Below are 23645 nucleotides of genomic sequence, written 5' to 3'. Positions count from 1 at the left end.
GCTGCCATCAAGGAGGATGCGGTGCGTACGAGGGTGATGAAGGTGGCCGCCGCGGCCACGGCGCTCGGGCTGGTCCTGTCGGCTTGCGGGTCCACCAAAGACAACGCGCCGCGGCCCGGCGCGGGTGGGGGCGGCAAGGTCGGCGCGACGATCCCGTTGCTGACCTCGCCGTTCTGGCAGGCCTACAACAACTACGTACCGCTGAAGGCGAAGGAACAGGGCGTCGAGGCGTTGCCGACGGTCAACGCGGACAGCGACCCGGCGAAGCAGATCACCGACATCAACACCTTGCTCAACCAGGGCGTCAAGGGTCTGGTCGTGACCCCGCTGGACTCGGCCGCCGTCGTGGCGGGCCTCAAGGCGGCGGAGAACAAGGGCGTCCCGGTGGTGGCGGTCGACGTCGCCCCGGAGGGCGGCAAGGTCGCGATGGTGGTGCGAGCGGACAACAAGGCGTACGGCACCAAGGCCTGCGAGGCGATCGGCGCGAAAGTCACCTCGGGCAAGGTCGTGCAGGTCATGGGCGACCTCGCCTCGGTCAACGGCCGCGACCGGTCCGAGGCGTTCCGGCAGTGCATGAAGACGAAGTTCCCGGGCGTCCAGGTGCTGGAGGTCGCCGCCGAATGGAAGGCGGACAAGGCCTCGTCCGGCCTGGACAGCCTGCTGACCGCGAACCCGGACATCAAGGCCGTGTACATGCAGGCGGGCGGCGTGTACCTGGCGCCGACGCAGCAGGCGCTCAAACGCAAGAACCTCTACTTCCCGGTCGGCGACCCGAAGCACGTGGTGCTGGTCAGCAACGACGGCATTCCCCAGGAACTGGCCGCGATCCGGGCGGGCGAACTCGACGCGACCGTCTCGCAGCCCGCCGACGACTACGCCAAGTACGGCATGTACTGGATCAAGAAGGCCATGGCGGGGGAGACCTTCAAAGCGGGGCCGACCGATCACGGCAGCACCGTCGTCGAGGTCCGGCCGGGGATCCTCGAAGACCAGCTCCCCGCGCCCGTCGTCACCAAGGACAACGTGGACGACAAGGCGCTCTGGGGGAACAACCTGTGAGCGCGCTGCCCGCCGGGTCCGCCGCCGTGCCGGTGGTCAGCGCACAGGGTGTCGGCAAACGCTACGGGCCGACCGTGGCGCTGTCCGACGTCAGCCTCACCGTGCACCCCGGCGAGTCGCACGCGCTCGTCGGCCGCAACGGAGCCGGGAAATCGACGCTCGTCTCCATCCTCACCGGACTGTCCAAAACGGACACCGGACACGTCGAGTTCGGCGGTGTCCCCGCGCCGCCGTTGTCCAAACAGGACGACTGGAAACGCGCGGTCGCCTGCGTCTACCAGCACGCGATGGTCGTCCCGCAGCTGACCGTCGCGGAGAACCTGTTCCTGAACCGTCAGTCCGGCAAGGGTTTCGCGATCGGCTGGCAGCGGCTGCGCCGTCAGGCACGGGACCTGCTCGACTCCTGGGACGTGAGGGTCGACGTCGACACCCCTGCCGGCGAGCTTTCGGTCGAGGACCGGCAATTCGTCGAGATCGCCAGGGCGCTCTCCTACGGCGCCCGGTTCATCGTGCTCGACGAGCCGACGGCACAGCTGGACAGCCAGGCGATCGACCGGCTCTTCGCGCGGATGCGGCAGATGCAGGCGAACGGGGTGACGTTCCTGTTCATCTCGCATCACCTCCACGAGGTGTACGAGGTCTGCCAGGCGGTCACCGTGCTGCGCGACGCCAAGCACATCCTGACCGCGCCCGTTTCGGAGGTCGGCCGTGCCGAGCTGATCGACGCGATGACCGGCGAACAGGGCGGGCTTTCGGTCCGCGACGCCTCCACCCGCGAGGCGCTGGACGCGGACGCCGCCGAGGTCCTGGCCGTCGACGGGCTCTCCGGTGACGGGTTCGAGGACGTCACGTTCCGAATCCACCGCGGCGAGGTGATCGGGCTCGCCGGCAGCAACGCCAGCGGCAAGCATCAGGTCGCCGAAACCGTGTACGGATTGCGTTCGCCGACCTCCGGCACGGTCCGGGTGGACGGGAAGCCGCTGAAGCCGGGCGACATCCCGGCCGCGATCCGCGCCGGGATCGGCTGTGTGCCGAGGGATCGCCATCACGAAGGACTGGTGCTGGAGCACTCCATCGCCGACAACGCCACACTGTCCATTTTGGATCGTATGGGCAAGGGCGGTCTCGCGGCACCGGGCGCGCGGTACGGCCGGGCCGTGCGGGCGTTGCGGGACTACGACATCGTCGCGGCCGACGCGGACCAGCCGGTGTCCGACCTTTCCGGCGGCAACCAGCAGAAGGTCGTCCTGGCCCGCGCGCTGGCCGGTGATCCGCGCCTGGTGGTGCTGATCAACCCGACCGCGGGCGTGGACGTCAAATCGAAGGAGGCGCTGCTCGCGGTCGTCGACCGGGTGCGCGCCGAGGGCAAGGCGGTGCTGATCGTCAGCGACGAGCTGGACGATCTCCGCCTGAGCGACCGGGTGCTGGTGCTGCGCGCCGGCGCCGTGGTCGCCGAACACCCGGCGGGCTGGTCCGACGGCGACCTGGTGGCCGACATCGAAGGAGTCGAGCGGTGACCGAACTGATGACCGATCCGAAGACTTCGACGCTCGCGGCCCCGCCGAAGCGCCGGAAGTTCCGGTGGCTGCGCGAACTCGCGCTCGTGCCGGCGCTCGTCGTGGTGCTGATCATCGGAGGACTGATCAGCGACACGTTCCTGACCTTCGGCAGTATTGTCGGGATCCTGTCCGCCTCCGCCGCGCTGTCGATGGTGGTGCTGGGCGAATCGCTCGTGCTGCTGACCGGGAAGTTCGACCTGTCACTGGAATCCACCATGGGGATGGCGCCCGCCTTGGGCGCGATGCTGGTCATCCCGGTGGCTTCTTCGGGTTTCGGCACCGAGATCCCCGGTTTCGCGGGCATCCTCGCCGTGCTGGTGGCCGGTGCCGCGGTCGGCTTCGTGAACGGTTTCCTGATCGTCAAACTGAAGCTGAACGCCTTCATCGTCACGCTCGCGATGCTGACGGTGCTGCGCGGCACGCAGATCGGTTCCACACAGGGGAAGACGCTCTTCGACCAGCTGGACGTGTTCACCGCGCTGGCCACGACGACGTTCATCGGGCTGCCGATGTCGGTGTGGCTGGCCGCGGCGCTGTTCACCGTGTTCGGGCTGGGGCTGCGATATCACCGGATCGGACGGTCGCTGTACGCCATCGGCGGCAACCGGGAAGCCGCCCGGGCCGCCGGTATCCGCGTCGACCGGATCTCCTGGGGTGTCTTCGTCGTGGCCGGTGTGCTGGCCGCGCTCGGCGGGCTCGCGTACACCGGCTACGTCGGCGCGCTCGGGGCGGATCAGGGCGACGGATTGATCCTTCAGGTGTTCGCGGCTGCGGTGATCGGCGGTGTCTCACTGGACGGTGGGAAGGGCACTCTGGTCGGAGCGCTCACCGGCGTGCTGCTGCTGCAGACCGTCACCAACCTGCTGCAGGTGGCGCAGGTGCCGCCGGAATGGCTGAAGGCGATCTACGGCGTGATCATCCTGGTCGCGTTGATCATTTCGCGCTATGCCGGTGGGAAGGCCCAGACCTAGCCCCCTCGCCGATGCAATGAACGGTCCTTTCCTTGCAAATTTTGCGAGGAAAGGACCGTTCCTAGCGCGCGAAGGGCCGGTTAGAGGACGTGAGAGAGGAGAGAGCGGTGTCAGGAAGCTTCGGCGGCCGAAGTGGGGTCGTCGGCGGTGCCGAGCGCGTTGCGGAGCCATTGCTCCACCCCCGCCACGTGCACGGTGGCCCACGAACGCGCGAGCTCGGGCTCACGGGCCGCGATGGCCTCGTAGATCGCCGTGTGCTGCTCGCGGGTCTTCGCGACCGCGCCCTCCTGGGTGAGCCCGCGCCAGATGCGGGCGCGCGCGGTGGGGCCGGACAGGCTGTCCAGCAGCGAGCACAGCACCGGGTTGCCGGAACCGTCGGCGATCTTGCGGTGGAACTGCAGGTCGTTCGCGACCAGCGCCTCCACCGTCGGCGAATCGGCCAGCTCGTCGAGCAGGCGGCCTAGTTCCGCGATGTCCTCGTCGCTCATGTGCAGCGCGGCCAGCGCCGTCGCCGCCGGTTCGAGGATCCGGCGGACGGCGAGGAAGTCCAGCACGGTGTCGTCGCGGTGGAAGTCCACCACGAACGTCATCGCGTCGAGGAGGAGATTCGGTTCGAGGCTGGTGACGTACGTCCCGTCGCCCTGGCGGACGTCGAGCACGCGGATCAGGCACAGCGCCTTCACCGCTTCGCGCAGCGAACTGCGGGACAGGCCGAGCCGCTGGGCCAGTTCGGCCTCCTTCGGCAGCCTGTCGCCCGGAGCAAGCTCGCCGGAGATGATCATGTCCTTGATCTTGTCGATCGCGACATCGGTGACCGGCATGTTCCACCGCCCTCCCCGAAGACCTCGGATGTTTGAGTGTTAGTTGACAGAGTGCCATGTTTCGAATGAAGGAGGCGCGGTGACCCACGGTGTCGCACTACAAAGAGTGGCACTCCACACCCGGCTGAAGCCGGGCAAGGAGGCCGAATACGAGTCGGTCCACGCCGTCATCCCGCCCGACCTGGACGAAGCCCTGCGCGGTGCGGGCGTGCGTTCGTGGCGGATCTGGCGGGACGGCCTTGACCTGTTCCACGTGGTGGAGGTCGAGGACTACGCGAAGATGCGCGCGGTCCTGCGCGATCATCCGGCCAACATTCCCTGGCAGGCTCGGATGTCCGAACTGCTCGACGTCGAAGACGACTACTCGGGCAAGGATTCGGGAATCGGCCTCGTTTGGGAGCTTCCGTGAAGATCTCCCTGTCCCCGCTGGGGCTCGGCTGCGCGCAGCTGGGCAACCTGTACCACGCCATCACCGACGAGACGGCCGAAGCGACCGTCCGGCGGGCGTGGGACGAAGGCATCCGGTATTTCGACACCGCCCCGCACTACGGGCTCGGGCTGTCGGAACGACGGTTGGGCGCGGCGCTTTCGGCGTATCCCCGCGCGGACTTCGTGGTGTCGACCAAGGTCGGCCGGGTACTGGAGCCCGATCCCGACGGCGCTTCACGCACCGACTCGCAGGGTTTCGTCGTTCCGGCCGCGTACAAACGACGCTGGGACTTCAGTCGTGACGGGATCCTGCGGTCGCTTGAGGACAGTCTGGAGCGGCTCGGGCTCGACCGCGTCGACGTCGTCTACGTGCACGACCCCGACGAGCACTTCGAGGACACCGTCGACGGTGCTTTCCCCGCGCTGCTCGAATTGCGCGAACAGGGTGTCGTCGACGCCATCGGCGCCGGGATGAACCAGGCGCCGATGCTGGCGGAGTTCGTCCGCCGGTTCGATCTCGACGTGATCCTGCTGGCGGGCCGGTACACCCTGCTCGACCAGCCCGCCCTCGACGATCTCCTCCCGCTGTGCGCGGAACGCGGGGTGGACGTGGTGGCGGGCGGCGCGTTCAACGCCGGGATCCTCGCCACCGCGACGCCGGGCACGATGTACGACTACGTCGAGGCGCCCGCCGAACTGGTCGAACGCGCCCAGCGGATCGCCGACGTCTGCGCTCGGCACGGCGTCGAGCTCCCGCAAGCCGCTTTGGCGCTGCCGGCCGCGCATCCGTCGGTGGTGTCCGTCGTCGTCGGCGCGCACGATCCCGGGCAGGTCCGGCTCAACGCCGAACGTTTCCGGCGCCCGGTGCCGCGCGAGTTGTGGACGGACCTGATCCGTGCGGGACTGTTGCGTGAGGACACCGTGCTGCGGGAGGAAGGACAGCCGTGATCGACGCGCACCACCACCTTTGGGACCCGGCGCGACGGGACTACCCGTGGATGACCGGCACGGCGCTGGAACCGATCCGCCGTCCGTACACAGTGGACGATCTCCGCGCGGTGACGAAGGCGGCGGGGGTGAAGGGGACCGTGCTGGTGCAGACGGTCTCGTCGGAGGAGGAGACGCGCGAGTTCCTTTCGGCGGCGCGGGAAGAACCGCTGATCGCCGGCGTCGTCGGCTGGACCGACCTCACCGCCCCCGGCGTCGCCGAGCGCGTGGCCTCGTTTTCAGGGCCGTTGGTGGGAATCCGGCACCAGGTGGAGGACGAGCCGGACCCGTCGTGGCTGACGCGGCCCGACGTCCTGCGTGGTCTCGCCGCTCTCGGCGAGGCAGGGCTGGCGTACGACCTGCTGGTGAAGCCACCTCAGCTTCCCGCGGCCCTCGCCGCCGCGAAAGCGTTGCCGGACCAGGTTTTCGTGCTCGACCACGCCGCGAAACCGCCGATCGCCTCGGGTGAGTGGCAGCCGTGGGCGGACGGCGTCGCGGCCTTGGGCGAGCTGGACAACGTGTACTGCAAGCTTTCGGGACTCGTCACCGAGGCGGACTGGGCGCACTGGAAGGTCGGTCAGCTGGCGCGCTGGGCCGAGCACGTGCTGGAGTCTTTCGGGGCTTCGCGGCTGATGTTCGGCTCCGACTGGCCGGTCTGCGAACTCGCGGCCGCCTACGAGGTCGTCGTGGACACGGCGTTTTCGCTGACGGGTTCGCTGAGCGATGCCGAGCGGCTGGAGTTCTTCGACGGGACGGCGCGGCGGGCCTATCGCCTTACGTGAGACACGACGAAACCCCGGCGGTGAACCGGGGAAGGAAGAAAGTGGGCGGCGCGGGGTCCGGGCGCCTGAGAACCGCTGATCAACGACCTGCGGCAGGGGGACGAAAGATCAGAACTCGTCCTGCTTGACCATCGTCCGCAGGCGGGCCAGTGCGCGGTGCTGCGTCACGCGCACGTTGCCGGCGGAGATCCCGAGCGCCTCGGCGGTTTCGGCGGCGGACAGGCCGACGGCGATGCGGAGGGCGAGGATCTCCTGCTGCACCCGCGGGAGGGTGGAGAGCAGGCGGTTGAGCCGGGCACCGAGGTCGAGGTGCAGGGCGTGCGTTTCGGGCTCGTTGTCGCCGATGGGCCGCTCGGGCAGTTCCGGGACCGGCTCCGACCGGTCACGGGAGACGGCGCGGTAGGCGTCGGCGACCTTGTTGGCGGCGATGGCGTGCACGAGATAGAGGAACGAACCGCCGCGATCCTGGTAGCCGGGCAGCGCCTTCAGCACCGCCATGCACACTTCCTGCGCGACGTCGTCCGCCGACAGGTAGGACAGGTCGCGGCCGCCCATTCTGGCGCGGCAGTACCGGACCACGACGGGGCCGATCATCCGCAGCAGGGACTGGATGGCGGCGGGATTCCCGTCGCCCGCGTCCTTGACGAGGGGATCGAGGTCCTCCTTCGTCAGCCGTCCGCCCGGTCGAGGCAGGTTCTCCGGAGTCGTGTATCCGGGGACCGCATCGGGGGTGACGGTTCTGGACGCGCTTGAAGTTGCTTGCATGGTCGTCCTCCCCGGCCGACCCTGCGACCGTCGCTGTCGAGGGGTCAACACTCCGTAACGATTGAGGGCGGCAGATGCTCCGCAAGATCAGATCCATCTGCCGCCGTTGCGACGCAGCGTAATCGTAGGCGTCGATCGGACGGCAGTAAAGATTTCAACTAGAGATAGCCCATTCGCCGGAGCCGGCTTAATACAACCGAGACTCTGCGTCGCGAAAACGAGCCTCGGCGTCGCTGGATGTGCGCGGCGATTAGCGCACCGCGATCAGTGCCGCCGCCGTCGCTACGACGAGTGCCGACGTTGTGACAGCAAGGATCGGGTTAAGAGGTTTCGGGGTTTCCGGACGGCGCAGTGCTCGTTCACGGATCGCGCCGACGACGGCGAAGGTGATCACCATGGCCCCCGCGAAGGCGACCGGGACGACCGCCGTGCCCCATCCTCGCCGGGCCGCGGTGTGCAAGAGCAGGAGTGTGCAGGCAGTAGCCGCGAGCGCGGTCCGGCGCCACGCCAGCCCGGTCCGTTCCGCTTGCGCTCCGTGATCGGACGGGTTCACGAGAAGACCACCAGTGCCGCGGCGGTCACGGTGATCGCGAGGATTCCGGCGGTCAGCAGGAGCAGCATCCCGCTCTTCGGCAACGGTCGTCCCGTGCGCATCGCGGTCTGCACCTGTCGCCAGCGCGGGTAGGCGCTCGCCGCGAGCACGGCGGCCAGTACGACGCACAGCCCCGCCAGGACGGTGCTCAGCGCACTCGGGTCGGGGACCAGTTGATGGACGGCGACGCCGCCGGCCAGGAGGCCCAGTGCCGTCCGGAGCCAGGCGAGGAAGGTCCGTTCGTTGGCGAGCGTGAAGCGGTAATCGGGTTCCGAGCCGCCGTCGTGCGGGCCGTTGATCTCTGCCACGCGATGAAGACTAGGCGGTGTTCGGCCGGCCTGCGCGCGGTCTTCGCGCCCAGGTCACCCCTGGCGGCACGGGCGGATGCGCCCGAGTACGACCCGGTACGAGGGCGATCCGCCCGCACCGCCAGGAGCCACCTGGATCACGAAGCCCATCGCGCAGGCCGGTCGGACACCGCCTAGGCGTTCCGGCGCGCGAAGACCCACCAGCGAAGGACCGCGAAGCGCGCGATGCCGCCCACGACGCTGGCAGCGAGCAGTGCGCCGGTCTGTTCCAGCGCGGTCGGCTCGGTGATCACCGCGTCGAGGGACGCGAGCACGATCGAGCCGTACACGGCGTAGAAGGCGAAGGTCACCAGATCCTGGAAATGCCGCTTGCCCGCGTGACTCTTGCGAGTGGCGAACGTGACCCGGCGGTGGAACTCGGTGTTCCCGACGGTGGTGACCGCGAGCGCGACCAGATTGGCCAATTGCGGGCCGAGGATCGGCTGCAGGAGAAGGAACAGCACCGCCTGCAGGCCGGTGGCGGCGACCCCGGCGACGACGTACCAAGCGGCATGGTTGCCGAGTTCGTGGTGCCGCTCCGGCGCGCGCCGGATGATCCGGTGCCCTGGCGCCCACCTGGTGGTGGTCATACCGACGACGCTACTCCTTGTTTCACAAATTTGTGAAGCTAATGAACCACCTGAGAAACTGTGATCCCCGCGACAGCACCGCCGTTTGGCCTGCGGAGACGCCGGGTACGCCACCGGGACGGGGTCGAGTACAGCACGCCCCGGGCAACGTCCGACCAGGAGGGAGCGGCCGATGAGCGATCGTGAGAGCGCGGAGCCGGAAACGCTGGATCCCAGTGAGGCGCTCGACGAGGACGAACTCCGTGTCGACCCGCTCGAAGAAGGGGTCGAACCGCCCGAACACTGGAGTGGCGCCGACCGGTTCGGGACCACACCCGCGGAGATCCGCGAAGGTGAGTCGCACGCCATGCGGCTGGCCGAAGAGGAGCCGGACGTCGGCGAGAAATGATCTTCACTCAGACGGCGGGCCGTGCCGACACCCCCTAGCGTGGTCGGTCAAGTGCAAGACCGCGACGAAGGAAGGGCAGAGATGCTGACAGTCACCGAAGCCGCCGCCGAGGCGATCACCGCACTGACCGGGCAGGAGAACGGCCAGGATGGAGGCGGGCTGCGGTTCGCCATGCACTCCCAGCAGGGGGACAGTCCTCAGCTCGCCGTGTCCGTCGCCCCGGAACCGGAAAGCGGCGACAAGGTCCTCGGCGCCGACGGCGGCCCGAAGGTGTTCTTGGAGCCGGAAGCGGCCGCGTTGCTCGACGACAAGGTCCTCGACGTCCAGCAGGACGAAACCGGCGAAGTCGCCTTCGCCGTACTCCCGCAGGCTCAGCCCCAGCCCGGCAGCTGACCCCGCGGGGTTCAGGCGTCACTGCCCAGGCTCAAGGGCGGGCCCAGGCGCGGACCAGCTCGCCGGCCCGCTCGCGCAGGAGTTCCGCCGCGTGCGCCCGCGCGTGGTCGAGCGAAGGCGCGTGGTCGATCAGGGCGGCGCTGCCCACGACCCCGAGGCCGGTGAGCTGGCTCTGGTCCAGCTGGATCCGCCCGGCCAGCACCATCAGCGGCACCGCGTGTTCCCGCGCGCGGGCCGCGATACCCGCCGGGGCCTTGCCGTCGAGACTCTGCTCGTCCAGTGAGCCTTCACCGGTGATCACGAGGTCGGCGTGTTCGATGGCGCCGGCCACGCCGGTGAGCCCGGCGATGAGCTGGAACCCGGATTCGACGCTCGCGCCGAGTCCCGCGATCGCGCCCGCGGCGACCCCGCCGCCCGCGCCCGCTCCGGGAAGATCCGAGACGTCGGGCGCCCCGGCGCTCCGCAACGCCTGAGCCCAGCGGGACAGGGACTCGTCCAGCTGCTCGACCTCGCGCGGGCCCGCGCCCTTCTGCGGGCCGAAGACCGCGGCCGCGCCGCGGGGGCCGAGCAACGGGTTCGTGACGTCGGTGGCGACGGCGACCTCGACGGAGCCGAGCCGTTCACGCACCGGGCCGAGTTCGGCCAGCGCGACCCGGCCCAGCGTGCCGCCGCCGAGCCCGACCGGCGCGCCGAACGCGTCGAAGACCCCGGCGCCCAGCGCCGCCAGCATCCCGGCGCCGCCGTCGGTGCTCGCCGTCCCGCCGACCGTGAGCACCAGCCGCCGCGCGCCGTTGTCGAGCGCGTGCGCGAGCAGTTCCCCGACGCCCCAGGTGTGCGCGGCGAGCGCCACCTCCGGGCTCGGCTCGACGAACTCGATCCCGCAAGCGCGGGCCGATTCGATGTATGCCGTCCCGTCGAGGGTCACGTAGCGGGCGTCGACGGTGTCGTCGAGCGGCCCTCGGACGGGAAGTTCCACGAGGTGGCCGCCCGCCGCGACGAGGACGTCGAGGGTTCCTTCGCCGCCGTCGGCGACCGGGCAGGACGAGACCTCGGCTTCGGGCAGCGCGTCGCGGACGCCGTGGGCGATCGCCTCCGCGGCCTCGACCGCGGTCAAGCTTCCCTTGAACTTGTCGGGCGCGATGACCACACGAGTCATGGACGAACCTCCGTCAGCGGGTTTCCGCCGGTGAGCACCGACGCGACGTTCTCGGCCGCGAGCACGGCCATGGCAGTACGGGTCTCGACCGTCGCCGATCCGAGATGCGGCGTCAAGACGACGTTTTCGCGGCCCAGCAGGCGCGGTTCGACCTCGGGTTCGGCTTCGAACACGTCGAGGCCGGCACCGGCGATTTCCCCGGCTTCGAGCGCGTCGGCCAGCGCGGCCTCGTGGACGACGGGGCCGCGTGTGGTGTTGATCAGATACGCGCCCGGTTTCATCGCCTTCAACGCGTCCGCGTCGACGAGATGCCGGGTTTCCGGCGTCAGAGGACAGTGCAGCGACACGACGTCGGAGCTTCGCAGCAGTTCGGCGAAGGGCACGTACTGCGCGCCCAGGGCCTTCTCGACGTCTTCGGCGGCCCTCGATCGTCCTGAGTAGACGATCCGCATGCCGAAACCGAGCGCCCGCCGCGCGACCGCCTGCCCGATCTGGCCGAGCCCGACGATCCCGAGGGTCTTGTCCTGCAGTGAAGAGCCGAGCAGGAAACCGAGATGGAACGACCAGGGGGTGCGCGAGCGGAGCAGCCGTTCGCCCTCGCCGAGCCGTCGCGTGACCGCGAGGATCAGCCCGAACGCCAGATCCGCGGTGGCGTCGGTGAGCACCCCGGGGGTGTTGGTGACGGTGATCCCGCGTCCGGCCAGTGCCGGGACGTCGATGTTGTCGTAGCCGACGGCCACGTTCGCCACGACCTTCAGATCCGGGCCCGCCGCGTCGGCGACCTCGCCGTCGATCCGGTCGTGCAGCATGCCGACGATCGCGGACGAGCCGCGGACGAACTCGCGCAGTTCGTCCGGCGTCAGCGGCCGGTCGGCGCGCGACAGTTTCACCTCCCCGGCCTCGGCGAGCACTTTCAGCGCTTCGTCGGGAATCCACCGGGTCACCGCGATCGTCGAGGTCACGCGCTCAGCCTAGTGTGCGGCGCTTGGTATCCCAAATACCGGAAATCCCCGTTATGAGGGAGGCGCTTCCCCTGCGCGGGGGAGTCGTCACCGTCCGGCGCCCCGGAATGGTGAGAAATGCGGAAAAGCTCCGCGACCAGGGGATTCAAGGGGTGGAACATGAAACGATCACGAGAACTCGCGGCCGTCGGTGCCGCGATGGTCCTCGCCACGACACTCGTCGCGGCCGGTCCGGCGTCGGGTGCGGAAGCGGGCAAGGGCAAGCCGACCGAACCGAGCCTGGTCGGCAGCGCCAAGATGCTGCGCAAGGACGGCCAGGACGTCCGGTTCGCCTTCGACGCGCACGGTCTCTTCCCGGAGAGCAGGGGGACTTTCCGGGTCAGCCACGTGGGCGGCGGGTTCTCCGCCTACTTCAAGGGCAGGGTCGACTGCCTGGTCGTCGGTGGCCCGGTCGCCGTCGTCACCGGCATCGTCGAGGACACGGACGTCCCCGGCCTCAAGGACCGCCGCGTCGGGATGACGGTGTACGACAACGGCAAGCGCGACCGGCTCGGCTACAGCTGGGGGCCGGACCCCGAGCACAAGCAGATCGTTCCGCCGTGTCTGAGCAGCGCGACCTTCGAGCGGGTCGAGAGCGGGGACTTCAAGGCCGTCGAATGGTTCCCGCCCGGCAGCGGGATCGGCTGATCACAACAGGTCCGCCACCTTCTTCGCCGTCTCCTTCGCGGATCCCGGGTTCTGACCGGTGACGAGGTTGCCGTCGACCACCGCGTAGGAGACGAAGGGCAGCTTGGCCTTTTCGTAGCGCGCGCCGCGTTTCTTCATCTCTTCTTCGGCGTTGTAGGGCACGAGCTTGTCCACTTTCGCGAGGACTTCCTCGCGCCAGGCGAAGCCGGTGATCTTGCGTCCCGCGACGAGATACGAGCCGTCGGACAGCTTCGTGTTCAACAGGCCGCAGTAACCGTGGCAGACGGAGGAGACGATGCCGCCGCGTTCGAAGATCTCGCGGGTGATCCGCTGTAGTCCGTCGCTGTCGGGGAAGTCGTACATGACCGCGTGGCCGCCGGTGAAGTAGATCGCGTCGAAGTCCGCCGAGTCGATTTCGTCCGGGGCGGCGGTGTTCTCCAGCAAGGCCATCCGGTCCGGGTCGGCGCGCCAGGCCTTGGCGGTCTTGTCGTAGTTGGGGAACTTCAGCGAGCGGGGTTCGAGCGGCGATCGTCCGCCCTGGGGGCTGACGATCGTCTGCTCGAACCCGCGCTCGGCGAAGACGTGGTAGGCGTGCGTGAGTTCGGAGAGCCACAACCCGGTCGGGTGGGACGGATCGTCGTAGTGGCCGACGTTGGTGACGACGGTCAAGACGCGTTTGGTCATTGGCGGGCCTCCTGTTCCCGGACGGAGGTGGGGACCGGCATGTGGAGCGCGAGCTGCCCTTCGGTCAGCACGTCGAGGCGGATCGGCTTGCGCGGGCCGAGCGAGCGCAGGTCGTCGGAGAGGCGTCCCTCGCCCAGCCGGAGGCCGACGCCGCGCGGGAACGTCGTGCTTCCGGCCGAGAGGACGTTGGTCTGGCTCAGCGTCGCATGCCACGCGTCCCCGATGGTGGTGTACGACGTGAGGCTTGAGACCCGCTCGCCGGATTTGTGCGGAGTTTGGCGCGGCGTCGCCGCCGAAAGGGCGAGATCGGTCTCTCCGCGGTCGTTCGCCACGCTCGCTTCGGTGCGCTCGGCGTCGATGTCGACGTCGAGGCTCGTCACCCATTTCGGGAATCCGTAGCCGTCGTGGCCGCGGACCTGGGCGATGTCGCTGCTGACCGGAAGGGACAACACGTACGAGTGAAGGTGTTCGTTCTTGAGCCCGGTCACGAGATCGAAGAAGCCGAGCCGTCCGTGCCGGGCGGGCCGGACCGCGACACCCACGGCGGCCTCGGTGTAGAAGTCGATGTCGCAGACGTCGTACCGGAACACCATCACCGACACCAGGCCGAGGCCCGGCGCGACCTCCAGTGGAGTGAGCTCTTCAGGAAGGCGGTGCCGGATCGCCCGTGAAGGCGCCGTCAACGTCAGCCGGGCCGTCGAGATCCGGTAGTAGAAGTTGGGCGTCAGCGTCGGGCCGATCGGGGAGTCGACCCGCGCCTTGGGGAGGCGCCGGAAGAAGTCGACGCCGCTCACGCGCGGGTCGGCGGCGACGGCGTCGAGGTCGGTGTCCATGCGGTAGCGGTCGTATAGGCCGCCTTTCGGGACGTCGACCGCGCGTCCGCCCAGATCGACGGTGACCGTTTCCTGTGTCATCGGATCTCCCGGGATGTTTACAATGCTTACATTCGCGACCATAAGCTTCGATGTAAGCACTGTCAACACCGGCTACTTCGGCCGAGCCGCCAAGATCGCGGCGAAAGAGGCGCGCACCTGCTCGGCGATCTCGTCGTCCGACTCCACCTGGAGTTTGCCGTCCAGGAACAAGTAGGCGAGCCCGTGGGCGAGTGCCCAGCCGGCCGAGGCGAGGGCGTCCGAGGGCTCGGAGAACACGTGGGTCATCGCGAGCCGCAGGAGGTCGTGGATGTCCGCCGCGGCCTGGACGCGTTCCTCGCTTCCCGTGTCGCAGGCGTTCCCGAACATCAGGCGGAACAGTGCCGGGCGACGCAAGGCGAAATCGACGTAGGCGACCGCGAGCTCGGCCAGTTCCTCCGCTGAGGCCGGGAGTTCGCGTCCCTTCGCGAGGTCTTCTTTCAGGTCGCGCAAGCCTTGCGCGGCCAATGCCGACTCCAGGGCGTCCCTGTCGGCGAAGTGCCGGTACGGCGCTGTCGCCGAAACGCCTGCTTCGCGTGCGACGGCGCGTAAGGAGAACTGTTCGCCGGCTTCGAGCATGCGCATCGCCGTGGTCAGCAGTGACGCTCTCAAGTCGCCGTGGTGGTAACCACTCTTCGCCGATGTTGACACTGCTTACATCCCCTTCCTATGCTCATGTGAGCAATGTAAACATACCTCTTCCGGGAGCAAGGATGTCATCCGCAGTCGAGAAAACCTCCTCGCCGGTCTTCGAGCCGTTCACCCTTCCGGGTGGCTCGACGCTGCCGAATCGCCTGGTGAAGGCCGCGATGGAGGAGAACATGGCGAGTCGCGGGCAGCTGCCCGGCAAGCCCTTGTTCGAGCTGTATCGCCGGTGGGGCGAGGGCGGGGCCGGTCTGCTCATCACCGGCAACGTCATGGTCCACGCGGAGGCGCTCACCGGACCGGCCGGTGTCGTCCTCGACGCGGATTCGCCGCTGGAACCGTTCCGCCGATGGGCGTCGGCCGCCAAGAGCGGGGGCGCGCGGGTGTGGATGCAGATCAACCATCCAGGGCGCCAGGTGCGGGCGGACATGCCCGGGGTCGCCTGGGGTCCGTCGGCCGTCCGGGTCGACGTCGGCAAGAACAGCAAGCGGTTCGCCGAGCCGGTCGAGATGTCCCCGCGGCAGATCGAGGAGACCGTGGCACGATTCGCCGAGACCGCCCGTCGTGCCGAAGAGGCCGGATTCGACGGCGTCGAGATCCACGCGGCGCACGGCTACCTGCTCTCGCAATTTCTTTCCCCGCTGGCCAATCGTCGTGAAGACCGGTGGGGTGGCGGTCTGGGGAACCGGGCGGCGTTCCTGCTCGACGTCGTCCGCGCGGTCCGCGCCGTCGTGGCGCCCGGGTTCGCCGTCGCCGTCAAGCTCAACTCCGCGGATTTCCAGCGCGGCGGCTTCGATGCCGACGACGCCGCGTCGGTCATCGCGATGCTCGCGCCGCTCGGCGTCGACCTGGTCGAACTGTCGGGCGGCAGCTACGAGAGCCCGGCGATGACCGGGCAGTCCGGCGACGATCGCACCCGGGCGAGGGAGGCCTATTTCCTGTCGCTGGCCGAACAGCTCGTCCGGACCAGTTCGCTGCCGCTGATGCTGACCGGCGGTGTGGTCCGGAGGCGCGTCGCGGAAGAAGTCCTGGCGAGCGGCGTGGAACTCGTCGGCATGGGCACCGCCTTGGCCGTCGATCCGGCACTGCCCGCCAAATGGCGGCACGACGGGGACGCCGCCGTGGAACTCGCGCCGGTCCGGATCGGCGACAAGGCCGTCGCGTCCGCCGCGAGCATGGCGCGCGTCCGGCGACAGCTTCGCCGGCTCGGCGCGGGGCGGCGTACCAAGCCCGGCATCGATCCGAAGGCGGCGCTCGTGGTGGAAACGGTCCTGCAGGCCTTGGCGCTCCGCCGCTATCGCGCTTGGTTGCACGGTCGCGTCGGCTGAGCTATGTTCATATGAAGAACATGTGTGCGCGATACGAACGCATCATGGAGAGTCCGGGAGGGTGGGGATGGCGGAGCTGCTGTCGTTGAAGGAAGCCGTGGCACGGCTGGTGCACGACGGGGACACCGTCGCGCTCGAGGGCTTCACGCACCTCATCCCCGTGGCCGCCGGTCACGAGATCATCCGCCAGGGCCGCACCGGCCTGACGTTGATCCGTATGACGCCGGACATCGTCTACGACCAGCTCATCGGCGCGGGCTGCGCGAGCAAGCTGATCTTCTCGTGGGGCGGCAACCCCGGAGTGGGCTCGCTGCACCGGTTCCGTGACGCCGTCCAGCACTCCTGGCCGGTGCCCTTGGAGATAGAGGAACACAGCCACGCGGGCATGGCGAATCGGTACGTCGCCGGAGCCTCGGGCCTGCCGTTCGCCGTCCTGCGTGGTTACACCGGCACCGATCTTCCCGCGCAGACCGACACGATCAAACCCATCACCTGCCCGTTCACCGGTGAGCAGTTGGCCGCGGTCCCCGCCCTCAACCCGGACGTCACGATCGTCCACGCCCAGCGCGCCGACAGGTCCGGCAACGTCCAGATCTGGGGCATCACCGGCGTCCAGAAGGAGGCGGTGCTCGCGGCGAAACGGTCGCTGGTCACCGTCGAGGAGGTCGTCGACGAGCTGGAGCCCCGGCCTGGCGCGATCGTGCTGCCGTCGTGGGCCGTCACCGCCGTGGCCGAGGTGCCCGGCGGCGCGAGGCCGTCGTACGCGGCGGGCTACTACGAACGGGACAACGACGCCTACCAGGCATGGGACGCGATCGGCCGGGACAGGGAAAGCTTCACCCGCTGGCTCGGCGAGCTGACGGGAGTGAAGGCATGACCGAGTACACGTCCGACGAAATGATGAGTGTCGCCGCGGCCCGCGCGCTCGGCGACGGGATGTCCTGTTTCGTGGGCATCGGCCTGCCCAGCACCGCCGCCAACCTGGCTCGCCGCGGGCATGCGCCGAACCTGACGCTGATCTACGAATCCGGTTGCCTCGGCGCCAAGCCGAGCAGGCTCCCGCTGTCCATCGGCGACGGCGAACTCGCCGACACCGCGGACGCCGTGGTCAGCGTCCCCGAGGTCTTCAACTACTGGCTCCAGCCGGGGCGGATCGACGTCGGTTTCCTCGGCGCCGCCCAGCTGGACAAGTTCGGCAACATCAACACCACCGTCATCGGGCCGGACTACGCCAATCCCAAGGTGCGCCTCCCGGGAGCGGGCGGGGCCCCGGAGATCGCCGCGTCCTGCCGCGAGGTGTTCGTGGTGCTCCGGCAGAGCCCCCGCACGTTCGTCGAGAAGGTGGACTTCGTGACGTCGTTCGGCCACGGCACCGGCAAGGGCGATCGTGAACGGCTCGGCCTCCCCGGCGCCGGGCCGACGCTGGTGGTCACCGACCTCGGCCTGATGCGGCCCGACCCGGAGACCGCCGAGCTCACGCTCACCGAACTGCACCCCGGTGTCGAGGTCGATCAGGTCGTCGAAGCGACCGGGTGGAAACTGAAGGTGGCCGGCGACCTGGGCACCACCCCGGCGCCGACCGAGGCAGAACTCCGCATCCTCCGAGACCTCAAAAGGGCGAGCGCATGACCGACGTCTTCCTGTTCGACGCCATCCGTACCCCGTTCGGCAAGTACGGCGGCGCCCTGTCCGGGGTGCGCCCGGACGATCTCGCCGCCACCGTGCTGCGGGCGCTGGCCGAGCGCAACGACCTCGACCCGGCCACCGTCGACGAGGTCGTGCTCGGCGACGCCAACGGCGCGGGCGAGGACAACCGCAACGTCGCGAGGATGGCGGCGCTGCTGGCCGGCTGGCCGACGACGGTGCCGGGTGCCACGGTCAACCGGCTGTGCGGCTCCGGCCTCGACGCCCTCATGCACGCCAGCCGGACGGTCCAGGTCGGCGACGCCTCGCTCGCCGTCGCGGGCGGGGTCGAGTCGATGAGCCGCTCGCCGCTGGTCATGCAGAAACCGGAGAAGGCCTTCCCGGCGGGCAACCAGACGCTGTACTCCACCGCGCTGGGCTGGCGCATGGTCAACCCGAAGATGCCCGAGCAGTGGACGGTCTCGCTCGGCGAGTCCACCGAGCAGCTCGCGGAGCGCTACGGGATCGGCCGCGACGAGCAGGACGCGTTCGCCGTCCGCAGCCACGTCAACGCCGCCCGCGCCTGGGACGAGGGGTTCTACGACGATCACGTCGTCCCGGTCGAGGGTGTCGAACTCACCCGCGACGAAGGCATCCGGCCGGACTCCAGCCTGGAGAAGCTCGCCAAGCTCAAGCCGGTCTTCCGTCCACAAGGGACGGTCACGGCCGCGAACGCCTCGCCGTTGAACGACGGCGCCTCCGCGCTGCTGCTCGGCGACGAGGCGGCGGGCAAGCGGCTCGGCAAGGCGCCGCTGGCCAGGATCGCCGGCCGGGGCGCGGCCGGTGTCGACCCGGACGTCTTCGGCATCGGCCCGGTGCGCGCGGCCGAGATCGCCTTGGAGCGGGCGGGGATCGGCTGGGAAGACCTCGCGGCGGTGGAGCTGAACGAGGCCTTCGCCGCGCAGTCGCTGGCCTGTCTGCGCGATTGGTCGAAGCTCGACCCGGAGATCGTCAACGTGAACGGCGGCGCGATCGCGATCGGGCATCCGCTGGGCGCCTCCGGCGGCCGGATCGTCGGCACCCTGGCCCACCACCTGCGCCGCACCGGCGGCCGGTGGGGTCTGGCCGCCATCTGCATCGGCGTCGGCCAGGGGCTGGCCATCGTCCTCGAAGCTCAGTGATCCACTGACCCGCGCTGGAGGGAACAGCATGTCGGCACCCGCAGAACTGAGGCTCCCGCGCTACCGGCGCGATCCGGAGGGCACGCATCCGCCGCTCGATTCCGCCGGATACCGGTCGACGGCGCTGCGGCACCCCAAGGAACCGTTGATCGTGCTCCCGCATCTGCTGACCGAGGTCACCGGGCCCGCGCTGGGCCCGGGCCGGATCGGCGAGTTCGACAACGACCTCACCAAGGGGCACGCGGGGGAGCCTCAGGGCCAGCGGATCATCGTCACCGGACGGTTGCTCGACGGCGACGGACGGCCGATCCGTGACTCGCTCGTCGAGATCTGGCAGGCGAACGCGGGCGGCCGGTACCGGCACACCGGCGACCGCTGGCCGTCGCCGCTGGACCCGAACTTCGACGGCGCGGGCCGGACACTCACCGACTCCGAAGGGCGCTACACCTTCACCACCATCAAACCGGGCGCGTACCCGTGGAAGAATCACGACAACGCCTGGCGGCCGGCGCATATCCACTTCTCCGTCTTCGGCAGCGCGTTCACCCAGCGGCTGGTCACGCAGATGTACTTCCCGGAAGACCCGCTGTTCTCGCAGGACCCGATCTTCAACTCCATCCCGGACGAGAAGGCGCGGCAGCGGATGATCGCGCGCTTCGACCTCGACCGCACGGAAGCCGAGTGGGCGCTGGCCTTCCAGTTCGACATCGTCGTGCGCGGCCGCGAGGCTTCGGTCTTCGAAGACGAGGAGGACGAGCACTGATGCCGGAGACGACGCCTTCCCAGACCGTCGGCCCGTACCTGTCCATCGGCCTGCCCTGGCCGGACGGGCCGGACGTCGTCCCCGCGGGCGAGCCGGCCGCGATCCGCATCCACGGCCGCGTCCTCGACGGCGCGGGCGAACCGGTGCCGGACGCGATGATCGAGACCTGGCAGGCCGACGCCGACGGCCGGTTCGACCACCCCGACGACCCGCGCGGAGCGGTCGCGAGCGGGTTCCGGGGCTTCGGCCGCTGTCCCACCGACCCGAACGGCGACTACGAGATCCGGACGATCATGCCCGGCTCGCTGCCCGGCCCGGCCGGCGGCACGCAGGCGCCGCATATCGACGTCTCGGTGTTCGCCCGCGGGCTCCTGCACCGGGTGGTCACCCGGGTCTACTTCGAGGACAACGACAACTCCGGGGATCCGGTGCTGGCGTCGGTCCCGGAGGCGCGCCAGGGCACCTTGATCGCCACCAAGGCCGGTGACGGCTACCGGTTCGACATCCGGTTGCAGGGCGAAGGGGAGACGGTGTTCTTCGATGTCTAGTTCTTCGATGTCCGAGCAGGTGAAGGTGCACAGCGTCGCGGAGGGGCCCGCCGACGGCCCGGTCGTGGTGTTCAGCGGATCGCTCGGCAGCGATCACCGCATGTGGGAACCGCAGGTGAAACCCTTGGTGGCGAGGGGTTTCCGGGTGATCCGGTACGACACCCGCGGGCACGGCGCGTCCCCGGTGCCCGCCGGGCCGTACACGCTCGCGGATCTCGGCGGTGACCTGCTCGCGCTGCTCGACGAGCACGGCGCCGAACGGGCCCACGTCGTCGGGCTCTCGCTCGGCGGGATGACCGGGATGTGGCTCGGCGTCAACGCGCCGGACCGGATCGCGAGCCTCGTCCTGTGCTGCACGTCCGCGAAGCTCGGGCCGCCGAGCATGTGGGCGGACCGGGCGAAGACCGTCCGCGAGAAGGGCACCGCGGCGGTCGCCGAGGCCGGCGTCGGCCGGTGGCTGACCACTGGGTACGCCGCCGCGTATCCGGAGCAGGCCGAGTACCTGCGCGAGATGATCGCGGGTGTCCCCGCCGAGGGCTACGCGGCGTCCTGCCAGGCCATCGAGCGGATGGACCTCGTGAGCGACCTGCCCAAGATCGCGGCGCGGACCCTGGTCATCGCCGGAGCCCAGGATCCGGCCACCCCGGTTGAGCACGCCGAGGTGATCGCGGGCGGCATCCCGGACGCGCGGCTCGAGGTCGTCGAAGACGCCGCCCATCTCGGGAGTTTCGAACAGCCGGAGCGGTTCAGCGCCTTGATCCTCGAACATCTGGAGGCCGCCCGATGAGCGAAGACCCCTACGAGACCGGCATGAAGGTGCGCCGAGAGGTCCTCGGGGACGAGCACGTCGACCGGGCCGTCGCCCGGACCACCGAGTTCAGCCGCCCGTTCCAGGACTACATCACCAGGGGCGCCTGGGGATCGGTCTGGTCGCGGGACGGGCTCGACCGCAAGACCCGCAGCTGTGTCACCCTGGCCGCGCTCACCGCGCTGCACGCCCACGACGAGCTCGCGATGCACGTCCGCGCGGCCGTCCACAATGGACTCACTGCGCAGGAGATCTCCGAGGTCCTGCTGCACACCGCCGTCTACACGGGTGCCCCGGCCGCCAACGCGGCGTTCGCCGTCGCGCAGCGGGTCCTGGCCGAACTCGGTGAGCCTGCCGCCCAGAGAGAGGGTGACAGTTAGGGTTCTTTCATGGACGAAGGCGAGGTGACCGAGCGCGGGGCGCATCATGTCCAGTCGCTGGAGCGCGGGCTGGCCGTGATCAAGGCGTTCAACGCGGACGCGGCGGAGCTCACCCTGAGCGACGTCGCCCGCGCGACCGGGCTGACCAGGGCGGCCGCTCGCCGGTTCCTCCTCACCCTCGTCGACCTGGGGTACGTGCGCACGGACGGCAAGTACTTCTCGCTCACCGCGCGGGTCCTCGAACTCGGCTACTCGTACCTGTCGAGCCTGTCGCTGCCGGAAGTCGCCCAGCCGCATCTGGAACGGCTCTCCGCCGAGGTGCACGAGTCGAGTTCGATCTCCGTGCTCGAAGGCCCGGACATCGTCTATGTCGCCCGCGTGGCCGTCTCGCGGATCATGACCGTCAGCATCAACGTCGGCACCCGCTTCCCCGCCCACGCGACGTCGATGGGGCATGTCCTGCTGGCCGGCCTGGATGACGAAGACCTGCACGGCTACTTCGACGCGGCCAAACTCGAAAAGCTGACCGCGCGCACGCTGACCAGGCAAAAGGATCTGCTCGCCGAGCTGGAAAAGGTGTACCGGCAGGGCTACGCGATGGTCGACCAGGAACTCGAAGAGGGTCTCCGCTCGATCGCCGCGCCGATCCGGGACCGGCGGGGGAAGGTCGTGGCCGCGGTCAACCTTTCCACCCACGCCAGCCGCACGACGCCGGAGTCGGTCGAGAAGGAACTGCTGCCGTCGCTGCTTTCGGCGGCGCGGGCCATCGAGGCCGATCTGGCCTCTGCGCCGCCGACCAGGGCGAGGCATGGCTGAGGTCGCGGGGCTGCTCCTCGCGGCCGGCGCCGGGCGTCGGTTCGGCGGGCCGAAGGCATTGGCCGTCCTCGACGGCGAGCCGTTCGTCGTCCGGTCGCTGCGGGTGCTCGCCGAAGCGGGCTGCGTCCCGGTCCGGGTGGTGCTGGGTGCGTCGGCCGCGCAAGCCCGCGCGCTCCTGCCCGATCCCGGGGCCGCCGTCGTCGCCGAGGACTGGGAGTCCGGCATGGGCGCCTCACTGCGCGCGGGCCTGCGCGTGCTCGCCGAAACCGATGCCGAAGCCGCCGTCGTGCATCTCGTGGATCTGCCCGGGGTCGGTGCCGAAGTGGTCCGCCGGGTCGCCGCAGGGGCCGACGGGAACACCGTCGCGCGTGCCGCTTACGACGGCGTTCCCGGCCATCCCGTGGTGCTCGGCCGTCGCTGGTGGCCGGAGATCGTCGCGGGCGCGTCCGGGGACAAGGGCGCCCGCGACTGGCTCCGGGCGCGCGAGGACCTGAGGCTCGTCGAATGCGGTGACCTCGGCACCGGGCAGGACGTGGACCGCCGCGAGGATCTTCCGGGCTGATCTCCGGCCCACCGGGGCTTACCATCGGCGAGTGACCGTCGAATCGCCCGAGAAACTGGCCGAAGCCCTCGAAGCGGTCGGCTATCTCGCCGACGACGGCATCGCCACGGCCGGGTACCTCGCCGTGGCGCTCGGCCGCCCGTTGTTCTGCGAGGGCGAACCGGGAACCGGCAAGACCTCGCTCGCGCTGGGACTGGCCGAAGCGCTCGGCATGCCGCTCATCCGTCTCCAGTGTCACGAGGGGATCGACGCGGCGCAGGCACTGTACGAATGGGACTTCCCCCGGCAGCTACTGCACCTGCGGGCACTGGAAGCCGCCGGTGACGGCGGCCTCGACGTCGAGGCCGCCGAACAATCCCTCTACACCGAACGGTTCCTGCTCTCCCGGCCGCTGCTGAAGGCGTTGCAGACCGCGCCATGCGTCCTCCTGGTCGACGAGATCGACCGGGCCGACGACGAGTTCGAAGCCTTCCTGCTGCAACTCCTCGACGAGAACGCGGTGACGATCCCCGAGTTCGGCGAGGTGCGCGCCGAGCATCCGCCGCTCGTGGTGCTCACCTCGAACCGGACGCGGGAGGTGCACGACGCGCTGAAGCGTCGCTGTCTCTACCACTGGCTCGAACATCCGGACCTCGGCCGCGAGGTCGAAATCCTGCGCCGCAAGATCCCGCGCCTCGGCGAGGCGCTCGCGGCCCAGGTCGCGACGGCGGTGCAGCGGCTCCGCGCGATGGAGTTGCTGAAACCGCCCGGGGTGGCGGAATCCCTGGACTGGGCTCAAGCGCTCCTCGCGCTCGGGATGTCCGAATTGGACGCCGCGGCCGCCGCCCGGACGCTCGGTTCGGTCCTCAAGTACAGCGAAGACCTGGACAGGGTCCGGGCCAAACTGGACAGCCTGCTGGCCTGAGGCG

29 protein-coding genes and 1 pseudogene are annotated in these 23645 nt (G+C 69.6%); 20 read left to right on the top strand and 10 right to left on the bottom strand.

Annotation, left to right across the window (positions count from 1 at the left end; all coding sequences use genetic code 11):
• Positions 1–21 precede the first annotated feature (21 nt).
• The 3 genes from AVR91_RS09675 to AVR91_RS09665 are packed head-to-tail and all read left to right on the top strand — an operon-like array spanning position 22 to position 3589.
• Positions 22–1059, top strand: coding sequence for a sugar ABC transporter substrate-binding protein (locus AVR91_RS09675; protein ID WP_063274966.1), 1038 nt, complete (start codon positions 22–24; stop codon positions 1057–1059).
• Positions 1056–2576 carry a sugar ABC transporter ATP-binding protein gene (locus AVR91_RS09670; RefSeq protein WP_063274965.1) on the top strand — a complete coding sequence of 507 codons (1521 nt, stop codon included), beginning with the start codon at positions 1056–1058 and terminating at the stop codon, positions 2574–2576. The genes AVR91_RS09675 and AVR91_RS09670 overlap by 4 nt, the downstream gene beginning before the upstream one ends.
• Positions 2573–3589, top strand: a complete 1017-nt coding sequence (locus AVR91_RS09665) for an ABC transporter permease (RefSeq protein WP_016336350.1) — start codon at positions 2573–2575, stop codon at positions 3587–3589. The genes AVR91_RS09670 and AVR91_RS09665 overlap by 4 nt, the downstream gene beginning before the upstream one ends.
• Positions 3590–3699: 110 nt before the next feature.
• Here the strand turns inward: AVR91_RS09665 and AVR91_RS09660 are convergent, their stop codons facing one another.
• Positions 3700–4410: a FadR/GntR family transcriptional regulator gene (locus AVR91_RS09660; RefSeq protein WP_063274964.1), complete on the bottom strand. Its 711-nt coding sequence runs from the start codon at positions 4408–4410 to the stop codon at positions 3700–3702.
• 106 nt (positions 4411–4516) lie between these two features.
• On the opposite strand from AVR91_RS09660, the gene AVR91_RS09655 reads away from it, so the two are divergent.
• Genes AVR91_RS09655 through AVR91_RS09645 form a run of 3 tightly spaced genes read left to right on the top strand, consistent with a single transcriptional unit; the run spans position 4517 to position 6608 of the window.
• Entirely contained in the window at positions 4517–4819 is a 303-nt protein-coding gene (locus tag AVR91_RS09655) for an L-rhamnose mutarotase (RefSeq protein ID WP_063274963.1), read from the top strand.
• Positions 4816–5787 (top strand): aldo/keto reductase, encoded by a 972-nt coding sequence (locus AVR91_RS09650; protein WP_063274962.1) that lies wholly within the window; start codon positions 4816–4818, stop codon positions 5785–5787. The genes AVR91_RS09655 and AVR91_RS09650 overlap by 4 nt, the downstream gene beginning before the upstream one ends.
• Complete coding sequence (locus AVR91_RS09645) at positions 5784–6608, top strand: amidohydrolase family protein (RefSeq protein WP_063274961.1); 825 nt, start codon at positions 5784–5786, stop codon at positions 6606–6608. Before AVR91_RS09650 ends, AVR91_RS09645 begins: the two co-directional genes overlap by 4 nt.
• Before the next feature lie 108 nt (positions 6609–6716).
• On the opposite strand, the gene shbA is transcribed toward AVR91_RS09645, so the two are convergent.
• From shbA to AVR91_RS09625, 4 genes are all read right to left on the bottom strand, one after another.
• Positions 6717–7373 carry an RNA polymerase sigma factor ShbA gene (shbA, locus tag AVR91_RS09640; RefSeq protein ID WP_034321212.1) on the bottom strand — a complete coding sequence of 219 codons (657 nt, stop codon included), beginning with the start codon at positions 7371–7373 and terminating at the stop codon, positions 6717–6719.
• A 250-nt stretch (positions 7374–7623) separates the two neighbouring features.
• The gene (locus tag AVR91_RS09635) at positions 7624–7926 is read right to left on the bottom strand and encodes a DUF202 domain-containing protein (RefSeq protein ID WP_063274960.1); all 303 of its coding nucleotides are present in this window, start codon (positions 7924–7926) and stop codon (positions 7624–7626) included.
• The gene (locus tag AVR91_RS09630; RefSeq protein ID WP_063274959.1) at positions 7923–8273 is read right to left on the bottom strand and encodes a YidH family protein; all 351 of its coding nucleotides are present in this window, start codon (positions 8271–8273) and stop codon (positions 7923–7925) included. The genes AVR91_RS09635 and AVR91_RS09630 overlap by 4 nt, the downstream gene beginning before the upstream one ends.
• 173 nt (positions 8274–8446) lie before the next feature.
• The gene (locus AVR91_RS09625; protein ID WP_016336342.1) at positions 8447–8902 is read right to left on the bottom strand and encodes a GtrA family protein; all 456 of its coding nucleotides are present in this window, start codon (positions 8900–8902) and stop codon (positions 8447–8449) included.
• Between the two features lie 172 nt (positions 8903–9074).
• On the opposite strand from AVR91_RS09625, the pseudogene AVR91_RS09620 reads away from it, so the two are divergent.
• Positions 9075–9275, top strand: a pseudogene (locus AVR91_RS09620) (hypothetical protein); the annotation flags it as partial.
• 96 nt (positions 9276–9371) lie between these two features.
• Positions 9372–9683: a hypothetical protein gene (locus AVR91_RS09615; RefSeq protein ID WP_005153325.1), complete on the top strand. Its 312-nt coding sequence runs from the start codon at positions 9372–9374 to the stop codon at positions 9681–9683.
• Between the two features lie 31 nt (positions 9684–9714).
• Here AVR91_RS09615 and AVR91_RS09610 read toward each other — a convergent pair whose 3' ends face one another.
• The gene (locus tag AVR91_RS09610) at positions 9715–10839 is read right to left on the bottom strand and encodes a glycerate kinase (RefSeq protein WP_063274958.1); all 1125 of its coding nucleotides are present in this window, start codon (positions 10837–10839) and stop codon (positions 9715–9717) included.
• Positions 10836–11801, bottom strand: a complete 966-nt coding sequence (locus AVR91_RS09605; protein ID WP_063274957.1) for a 2-hydroxyacid dehydrogenase — start codon at positions 11799–11801, stop codon at positions 10836–10838. The genes AVR91_RS09610 and AVR91_RS09605 overlap by 4 nt, the downstream gene beginning before the upstream one ends.
• A gap of 159 nt (positions 11802–11960) precedes the next feature.
• Between AVR91_RS09605 and AVR91_RS09600 the strand changes: the two genes are divergently transcribed.
• Positions 11961–12488 (top strand): hypothetical protein, encoded by a 528-nt coding sequence (locus tag AVR91_RS09600; RefSeq protein WP_063274987.1) that lies wholly within the window; start codon positions 11961–11963, stop codon positions 12486–12488.
• On the opposite strand, the gene AVR91_RS09595 is transcribed toward AVR91_RS09600, so the two are convergent.
• The 3 genes from AVR91_RS09595 to AVR91_RS09585 form a co-directional block, all read right to left on the bottom strand.
• Entirely contained in the window at positions 12489–13172 is a 684-nt protein-coding gene (locus tag AVR91_RS09595; RefSeq protein WP_063274956.1) for a type 1 glutamine amidotransferase domain-containing protein, read from the bottom strand. It lies immediately after the preceding gene.
• The gene (locus AVR91_RS09590; RefSeq protein ID WP_063274955.1) at positions 13169–14086 is read right to left on the bottom strand and encodes an acetoacetate decarboxylase family protein; all 918 of its coding nucleotides are present in this window, start codon (positions 14084–14086) and stop codon (positions 13169–13171) included. Before AVR91_RS09590 ends, AVR91_RS09595 begins: the two co-directional genes overlap by 4 nt.
• A gap of 72 nt (positions 14087–14158) precedes the next feature.
• Positions 14159–14695 carry a TetR/AcrR family transcriptional regulator gene (locus AVR91_RS09585; protein ID WP_228708182.1) on the bottom strand — a complete coding sequence of 179 codons (537 nt, stop codon included), beginning with the start codon at positions 14693–14695 and terminating at the stop codon, positions 14159–14161.
• Positions 14696–14796: 101 nt separating this feature from the next.
• Here AVR91_RS09585 and AVR91_RS09580 point away from each other — a divergent pair, with 101 nt between their 5' ends.
• The 11 genes from AVR91_RS09580 to AVR91_RS09530 all read left to right on the top strand — a co-directional run bounded on the left by AVR91_RS09580 (position 14797) and on the right by AVR91_RS09530 (position 23641).
• The gene (locus AVR91_RS09580; protein WP_063274953.1) at positions 14797–16056 is read left to right on the top strand and encodes an NADH:flavin oxidoreductase/NADH oxidase family protein; all 1260 of its coding nucleotides are present in this window, start codon (positions 14797–14799) and stop codon (positions 16054–16056) included.
• Between the two features lie 67 nt (positions 16057–16123).
• Positions 16124–16933: a CoA transferase subunit A gene (locus tag AVR91_RS09575; RefSeq protein WP_063274952.1), complete on the top strand. Its 810-nt coding sequence runs from the start codon at positions 16124–16126 to the stop codon at positions 16931–16933.
• Entirely contained in the window at positions 16930–17685 is a 756-nt protein-coding gene (locus tag AVR91_RS09570; protein WP_016336332.1) for a CoA-transferase subunit beta, read from the top strand. The genes AVR91_RS09575 and AVR91_RS09570 overlap by 4 nt, the downstream gene beginning before the upstream one ends.
• Positions 17682–18860, top strand: coding sequence for a thiolase family protein (locus tag AVR91_RS09565; protein WP_063274951.1), 1179 nt, complete (start codon positions 17682–17684; stop codon positions 18858–18860). Before AVR91_RS09570 ends, AVR91_RS09565 begins: the two co-directional genes overlap by 4 nt.
• A 28-nt stretch (positions 18861–18888) precedes the next feature.
• The gene (gene pcaH, locus AVR91_RS09560; protein WP_063274950.1) at positions 18889–19623 is read left to right on the top strand and encodes a protocatechuate 3,4-dioxygenase subunit beta; all 735 of its coding nucleotides are present in this window, start codon (positions 18889–18891) and stop codon (positions 19621–19623) included.
• Positions 19623–20171, top strand: coding sequence for a protocatechuate 3,4-dioxygenase subunit alpha (gene pcaG, locus AVR91_RS09555; RefSeq protein ID WP_063274949.1), 549 nt, complete (start codon positions 19623–19625; stop codon positions 20169–20171). The genes pcaH and pcaG overlap by 1 nt, the downstream gene beginning before the upstream one ends.
• Before the next feature lie 7 nt (positions 20172–20178).
• Positions 20179–20958 carry a 3-oxoadipate enol-lactonase gene (gene pcaD, locus AVR91_RS09550; RefSeq protein WP_063274948.1) on the top strand — a complete coding sequence of 260 codons (780 nt, stop codon included), beginning with the start codon at positions 20179–20181 and terminating at the stop codon, positions 20956–20958.
• Complete coding sequence (gene pcaC, locus AVR91_RS09545) at positions 20955–21359, top strand: 4-carboxymuconolactone decarboxylase (protein ID WP_063274947.1); 405 nt, start codon at positions 20955–20957, stop codon at positions 21357–21359. Before pcaD ends, pcaC begins: the two co-directional genes overlap by 4 nt.
• A 9-nt stretch (positions 21360–21368) precedes the next feature.
• Positions 21369–22175, top strand: a complete 807-nt coding sequence (locus AVR91_RS09540) for an IclR family transcriptional regulator domain-containing protein (protein ID WP_063274946.1) — start codon at positions 21369–21371, stop codon at positions 22173–22175.
• The gene (locus AVR91_RS09535; protein WP_063274945.1) at positions 22168–22737 is read left to right on the top strand and encodes a nucleotidyltransferase family protein; all 570 of its coding nucleotides are present in this window, start codon (positions 22168–22170) and stop codon (positions 22735–22737) included. Before AVR91_RS09540 ends, AVR91_RS09535 begins: the two co-directional genes overlap by 8 nt.
• A gap of 31 nt (positions 22738–22768) precedes the next feature.
• Positions 22769–23641, top strand: coding sequence for an AAA family ATPase (locus AVR91_RS09530; protein ID WP_063274944.1), 873 nt, complete (start codon positions 22769–22771; stop codon positions 23639–23641).
• Positions 23642–23645: the final 4 nt, after the last annotated feature.

This window comes from Amycolatopsis keratiniphila subsp. keratiniphila (assembly GCF_001620365.2).
GTDB classification, from domain to species: domain Bacteria; phylum Actinomycetota; class Actinomycetes; order Mycobacteriales; family Pseudonocardiaceae; genus Amycolatopsis; species Amycolatopsis keratiniphila.
Note: the sequence above shows the minus strand (reverse complement) of the source record. Positions and strands in the feature narration are given on the sequence as shown.

Coding starts and splice junctions, on each gene's coding strand:
- AVR91_RS09660 (WP_063274964.1), bottom strand. CDS start 4,410: ATGCCGGTCACCGATGTCGCGATCGACAAGATCAAGGACATGATCATC.
- shbA (WP_034321212.1), bottom strand. CDS start 7,373: ATGCAAGCAACTTCAAGCGCGTCCAGAACCGTCACCCCCGATGCGGTC.
- AVR91_RS09625 (WP_016336342.1), bottom strand. CDS start 8,902: ATGACCACCACCAGGTGGGCGCCAGGGCACCGGATCATCCGGCGCGCG.
- AVR91_RS09615 (WP_005153325.1), top strand. CDS start 9,372: ATGCTGACAGTCACCGAAGCCGCCGCCGAGGCGATCACCGCACTGACC.
- AVR91_RS09610 (WP_063274958.1), bottom strand. CDS start 10,839: ATGACTCGTGTGGTCATCGCGCCCGACAAGTTCAAGGGAAGCTTGACC.
- AVR91_RS09600 (WP_063274987.1), top strand. CDS start 11,961: ATGAAACGATCACGAGAACTCGCGGCCGTCGGTGCCGCGATGGTCCTC.
- AVR91_RS09595 (WP_063274956.1), bottom strand. CDS start 13,172: ATGACCAAACGCGTCTTGACCGTCGTCACCAACGTCGGCCACTACGAC.
- AVR91_RS09590 (WP_063274955.1), bottom strand. CDS start 14,086: ATGACACAGGAAACGGTCACCGTCGATCTGGGCGGACGCGCGGTCGAC.
- AVR91_RS09580 (WP_063274953.1), top strand. CDS start 14,797: ATGTCATCCGCAGTCGAGAAAACCTCCTCGCCGGTCTTCGAGCCGTTC.
- AVR91_RS09575 (WP_063274952.1), top strand. CDS start 16,124: ATGGCGGAGCTGCTGTCGTTGAAGGAAGCCGTGGCACGGCTGGTGCAC.
- AVR91_RS09570 (WP_016336332.1), top strand. CDS start 16,930: ATGACCGAGTACACGTCCGACGAAATGATGAGTGTCGCCGCGGCCCGC.
- AVR91_RS09565 (WP_063274951.1), top strand. CDS start 17,682: ATGACCGACGTCTTCCTGTTCGACGCCATCCGTACCCCGTTCGGCAAG.
- pcaH (WP_063274950.1), top strand. CDS start 18,889: ATGTCGGCACCCGCAGAACTGAGGCTCCCGCGCTACCGGCGCGATCCG.
- pcaG (WP_063274949.1), top strand. CDS start 19,623: ATGCCGGAGACGACGCCTTCCCAGACCGTCGGCCCGTACCTGTCCATC.
- pcaD (WP_063274948.1), top strand. CDS start 20,179: ATGTCCGAGCAGGTGAAGGTGCACAGCGTCGCGGAGGGGCCCGCCGAC.
- pcaC (WP_063274947.1), top strand. CDS start 20,955: ATGAGCGAAGACCCCTACGAGACCGGCATGAAGGTGCGCCGAGAGGTC.
- AVR91_RS09540 (WP_063274946.1), top strand. CDS start 21,369: ATGGACGAAGGCGAGGTGACCGAGCGCGGGGCGCATCATGTCCAGTCG.
- AVR91_RS09535 (WP_063274945.1), top strand. CDS start 22,168: ATGGCTGAGGTCGCGGGGCTGCTCCTCGCGGCCGGCGCCGGGCGTCGG.